This is a genomic window from Micrococcales bacterium, from assembly GCA_009784895.1.
Lineage (GTDB): Bacteria > Actinomycetota > Actinomycetes > Actinomycetales > WQXJ01 > WQXJ01.
This window is the reverse complement of sequence record WQXJ01000092.1, coordinates 1-3,681: the sequence shown is the minus strand read 5'-3', so window position 1 is coordinate 3,681 and position 3,681 is coordinate 1. Positions and strand designations below refer to the sequence as shown.

Sequence of the window (3,681 nt, the reverse complement as noted above, 5' to 3'; positions counted from 1 at the left end):
GGACAGCCGCCGCCGGACCGGCGGCGTCGACAAAGGCGTCAACTCCCAGATCCAGTTTGGCCACGTCTTCGGTGGTGGGGTCAATCGCGGCGGCGGCGCCATACTTGATGGCCGTGGCGCGCCGCTCGGCTGAGGGATCGGTCACAAAGACCTCGCGCGCGCCATAGGCCCTGGCCACCTGCAGGCAGAGCAGGCCGATTGGCCCCGCACCGGTGATCAGGACCCGGTAACCGACGGTGAACTTAGCCTTGCGGGCCGTGGCCACCGCACATGACAGCGGTTCCATCAGCCCAGCGGCGTCGTCGGACACCTTGTCGGAGATCTTGAAGGCAAAGTGTGACTGAATGGTCTGGTACTCCTGGAAGGCGCCATCGGTGCCGGGGACCGCGTAGAACTGCATGTCCGGGTCCAGGTTGTATTCGCCTCTCAGCGTCTCGGCCGATGTGGCCGACGGATGCTGTGGCTCGATTGTCACCCTTTCACCGACCCGGGCCGGGTCCACCGCTGAACCCACGGCCACAATCTCGCCGCCAGCCTCGTGGCCTAGCACCAGAGGTTCCGTTACCACCCAATCGGCCAGAGCCCCTTCTTTGTAGAAGTGGACGTCTGAGCCACAAACGCCCACGGACTTAATCTTGATCAGCACCTCGTCCGGCGCCGGCACGGGCACCGGCCTGGTCTGGAGCTGAAGGTTCATCGCGCTCATCAGGACGGAGGCTCGCATAGTGGTAGGAATTGCCATGTCTTGTTCTCTCTCTTGGTCTTGCCCGGGCCGGGCGGCCGCCTAGCCCGAGGCGACCAGGACTTCAATGCCCTGGCCGCGCAGTCGTGTGATGTGTTCTATCGGGGTCCCCCCGTCGACAATGACCAGGTCGAACTCGGCCAGGGGAACCAGTCCATGAAGGGCTCGCTTCTCGAATTTGGTGTGATCAACCAGCAGGATCTTGCTGGCGGCGGATTTCAGCATGGCCCGTTTGACGGCCACTGTCTCGTGCTCCTGGTGGAAACACATGTCGTCCACAATGGCGGCGGTCGACATGACGGCCGTGTCGGCCCTCAACCCGGTAACCTCATCAACCGTTACCCGGCCCATGAACGCGCCGCACCAATTGGCGTATGACCCGCCTAGGGCAATCAAAGACAGGTCTCGCACCTCGCGCAGCGCCATGATCAGCGGCAGGGCGTTAGTAATGACAGTCAACGGCACCCGGTCAACCAGGTGCGGGGCTAAGTGCCGAACAGTGGTTGAATCGTCCAGCAAGATGGCCTGACCGGGCTGAATGTGCTCGGCACAGGCCCTGGCAATGGACTCCTTTTCCGCCAACTGGCGTCCGGCTCGGTAGGCATCAGACGATTCGACCAAACTGGTGGCCTGGGCGGTGGCAATGCCGCGGGATTTGCGCAGAATACCCCGGGCTTCAAGGTCATCAAGGTCACGGTGGATCGTCATCAGCGAGATGCCAAACCGGTGAGCCAGGTCCTCGATCCGAACCGAACCGTCGGCCAGAATGGCGTCCATGACCTGGGTGCGGCGGTTTTCCTGCCTGGTCTGGCGGATCCCTTTGGTTGTCGATGTCCGTTCCACGGCCACGTCCTTTCGGTCAGTCTGATCGCTTCGGCTGGCCGGAGGCTTCCGCCAAGACTTGGGCAAAAGCCTCCGGGTCATGGGCAAACCGTCCCAGGAACAAACCGTCAACTCCCACGCCTAGACGGCTCAACAAACCAGGGCCGGCACTGCCACCGTAGACGACTCTCACCGAGGTGTCGGGACATTCCCGGCTAGCCCAGCGACTGAGTTGCTGGCAGACCGCCAAAATGTGTTGTTCATCAGCGGGGCGGCTGGCGCCAATCGAGGCGACCGGCTCATAGGCAATGTCGACTCGCTGGCCCGCCAGCTGGTCTCCGGCCAGTGACCCCAAGATGGCCTCGAGCTGCTCGATGCAGTAGTCACCGGCGGCGGCCATTGCCACCTCACCGGGTTCGCCCACACAGAGCAAGGGCACCATACCCTGGTCCAGTGCGGCTGCCACTTTGCCACTGGCAATGGCGTTGTTCTCACCAAACAGCCGGCGCCGTTCGGCGTGGCCTATCTCAACGAAGTGGCAGCCGACCTGTTTCAGGGAGGCCGCCGAGACCTCGCCGGTGAACGGCCCCGAGGCGTGATCTGCCACGTTCTGGGCCCCCACCCGGATCGTTTGGTGCTGCCGACCTACCAGGTCTACCACGGCCGGAATGGACACGAAACTTGGGAAGAGCACCACCTCGACCGCACCAAGCTGGCCGGCCGACTCTACTGCCTCGATGATCCGACCGGTCCAGGCCAAGGTGCGCTGGTGGTCGAAATACATCTTTAGGCTGACTCCCAGGAACTTCATGTCTACTGACCTTCGTAATCCCTAATCAGAGCTACTTTTTGGGCTGAGGCAGACGCGGGGTCAAATTGGTAAGTGAGCCACTCACGGACAAGGCGGCGCGCCAGCTCGATGCCGATCACCCGCTGGCCCATGGCCAGGATTTGGGCGTTGTTCGACAGTACCGAGCGCTCTACCGAGAACGAATCGTGAGCTGTCACCGCCCTGATCCCTGGCACCTTGTTGGCGGCAATGGCCATGCCCAGACCGGTGCCACAGATCAGCAACGCCCGGTCAACCTGGCCGGCCGCCACCTGTTCGGCGGCGGCCACCGCCACAGTCGGATACGCGGTGTGTTCGTCGACACCAACCCCCACGTCGTTGACTGCGGTTACCAGAGAGCTGGCCTCAAGGTCGGCCTTGATGATCTCCTTGTAAGCCAAACCTGCGTCATCGCAACCGATAGCCACTTTCATGGTTCGGTCCACCTCTAGCCAGCCTCCGTCAGCGCTTTGCCAACGGTCTCGGCGATCGAGGCCAGCGAGACTGCGCCAGGATCTGGCGTGCCAACTGACTTCTCAGCGTGCGGCCGGGCGCGGCCAATCTTCGGCACCAGATCCGCCGTGGCCTCAGCCGCCTCGGTGGCAACCTGTGCGGCTTGCTGCCAAGCCTTGGCCAAACCAGCGCCCGATGCCACATTGGCAGTGAGGGCTTCGGTGAATGGCACCAACGCGTCAACCATGGTCTTGTCGCCCAATTGAGCCTTGCCCACGGTCATGACGGCCTGGCTGGCCTGTTCCACAGCGGCAGCCACAGCCTCGGCACTGGGCGCTTGGGTGTCGCCCAGCGATCCGCCGAGGGTTCGGAGCAGCAGACCCCACAGGGCGCCGGAGGTACCACCGGCCTCCTCGGCCCAGGCGTTGCCTGCCTCGGCCAGCACGGTGCCAGTCCCAACCGGTCCAACGACCAGCGCGGCGGCGGCTTGGGCAGCCCCCGTGGCGCCACGTTGCATGCCAATGCCGTGATCGCCATCGCCAGCAATCTGATCAAGCTGGCCTAGGTGATCAGCGGTGGCGTCAATCTTGGCCGCCACAGCCTGCAGAACACGAGCCACCGCTTTGGCTACCGCCTGTGACTCAGCGCTGGCAACGGCCGTCTCGCCTTGGGCCACGGCCGCGGCAGCACCAGAGCTCTGGCGCAAGGCCGCCTGGGCCACGGTGCCTTTGCGATAGGCCGGGGTGTTGGCTGGCCCCAACCAGGCTTGCTCGAGTTGTTCGTCAAGCCAGCACAGTGTCAGAGAGACACCGGCCATATCAAAGCTGGTGCACAT

At 63.6% G+C, this 3,681-nt stretch carries 5 protein-coding genes; all 5 read right to left on the bottom strand.

Translation table 11 applies throughout. The annotated features are described in order from the left end of the window. Positions 1–742, bottom strand: a 742-nt coding sequence (locus FWD29_09955; GenBank protein ID MCL2804252.1) for an alcohol dehydrogenase catalytic domain-containing protein, incomplete at its 3' end; no start/stop codon positions are given. 42 nt (positions 743–784) lie between these two features. Continuing rightward, positions 785–1,585, bottom strand: coding sequence for a DeoR/GlpR family DNA-binding transcription regulator (locus FWD29_09950; GenBank protein ID MCL2804251.1), 801 nt, complete (start codon positions 1,583–1,585; stop codon positions 785–787). A 16-nt stretch (positions 1,586–1,601) separates the two neighbouring features. After that, positions 1,602–2,375 (bottom strand): triose-phosphate isomerase, encoded by a 774-nt coding sequence (locus FWD29_09945; protein MCL2804250.1) that lies wholly within the window; start codon positions 2,373–2,375, stop codon positions 1,602–1,604. 2 nt (positions 2,376–2,377) lie between these two features. Then, the gene (locus FWD29_09940) at positions 2,378–2,827 is read right to left on the bottom strand and encodes a ribose-5-phosphate isomerase (protein ID MCL2804249.1); all 450 of its coding nucleotides are present in this window, start codon (positions 2,825–2,827) and stop codon (positions 2,378–2,380) included. Positions 2,828–2,841: 14 nt separating this feature from the next. Further along, positions 2,842–3,681, bottom strand: an 840-nt coding sequence (locus FWD29_09935) for a DAK2 domain-containing protein (GenBank protein ID MCL2804248.1), incomplete at its 5' end; no start/stop codon positions are given.

Excerpts from the sequence above, each read along its gene's own strand:
- FWD29_09945 (MCL2804250.1), bottom strand. The coding sequence starts at position 2,375 with ATGAAGTTCCTGGGAGTCAGCCTAAAGATGTATTTCGACCACCAGCGC.
- FWD29_09940 (MCL2804249.1), bottom strand. The coding sequence starts at position 2,827 with ATGAAAGTGGCTATCGGTTGCGATGACGCAGGTTTGGCTTACAAGGAG.